The organism is Gordonia neofelifaecis NRRL B-59395, from assembly GCF_000192435.1.
Taxonomy (GTDB): domain Bacteria; phylum Actinomycetota; class Actinomycetes; order Mycobacteriales; family Mycobacteriaceae; genus Gordonia; species Gordonia neofelifaecis.
Genome location: NZ_AEUD01000043.1, coordinates 1 through 1,206, shown reverse-complemented (window position 1 = coordinate 1,206; position 1,206 = coordinate 1). Strand labels below are relative to the sequence as shown.

At 54.3% G+C, this 1,206-nt stretch carries 1 rRNA gene; it reads right to left on the bottom strand.

Features of this window, described 5'->3' with window-relative positions:
• Positions 1-30: 30 nt before the first annotated feature.
• Positions 31-1,206 (bottom strand): 23S ribosomal RNA (locus SCNU_RS19890); the annotation flags it as partial.

The following is a 1,206-nucleotide window of genomic DNA, read 5'->3' as shown; positions in this document are numbered from 1 at the left end:
TGAATCCGAAAAACAATGTTGGTGAGTGTTGTTGGTAAGTCCTCGGCCGATTAGTACCAGTCACCTGAACACATTACTATGCTTACAGTTCTGGCCTATCAACCCCATAGTCTGTAGGGGGCCTTACCCCACCACAAGGGTGGGTGAGAAACCTCATCTTGGAACAGGCTTCCCGCTTAGATGCTTTCAGCGGTTATCCCTTCCGAACGTAGCCAACCAGCAGTGCTCCTGGCGGAACAACTGGCACACCAGAGGTTCGTCCGTCCCGGTCCTCTCGTACTAGGGACAGGTTTCCTCAAGTTTCTAGACGCGCGCGGCGGATAGAGACCGAACTGTCTCACGACGTTCTAAACCCAGCTCGCGTGCCGCTTTAATGGGCGAACAGCCCAACCCTTGGGACCTACTCCAGCCCCAGGATGCGACGAGCCGACATCGAGGTGCCAAACCATCCCGTCGATATGGACTCTTGGGGAAGATCAGCCTGTTATCCCCGGGGTACCTTTTATCCGTTGAGCGACACCGCTTCCACTTGCCGGTGCCGGATCACTAGTCCCGACTTTCGTCCCTGCTCGACATGTACGTCTCACAGTCAAGCTCCCTTGTGCACTTACACTCAACACCTGATTGCCATCCAGGCTGAGGGAACCTTTGGGCGCCTCCGTTACACTTTAGGAGGCAACCGCCCCAGTTAAACTACCCACCAGGCACTGTCCCTGAACCCGATCAGGGTCCGAGGTTAGAAGCCCAATACGATCAGAGTGGTATTTCAACAACGACTCCACCAACACTAGCGTGCCGGCTTCACAGTCTCCCACCTATCCTACACAAACCGCACCGAACACCAATACCAAGCTATAGTGAAGGTCCCGGGGTCTTTTCGTCCTGCCGCGCGTAACGAGCATCTTTACTCGTACTGCAATTTCGCCGAGCCTGTGGTTGAGACAGCAGAGAAGTCGTTACGCCATTCGTGCAGGTCGGAACTTACCCGACAAGGAATTTCGCTACCTTAGGATGGTTATAGTTACCACCGCCGTTTACTGGGGCTTAAATTCTCAGCTTCACCACCCGAAGGTGATTAACCGGTCCTCTTAACCTTCCAGCACCGGGCAGGCGTCAGTCCGTATACATCGTCTTACGACTTCGCACGGACCTGTGTTTTTAGTAAACAGTCGCTTCTCTCTGGTCTCTGCGACCACCACCAGCTCA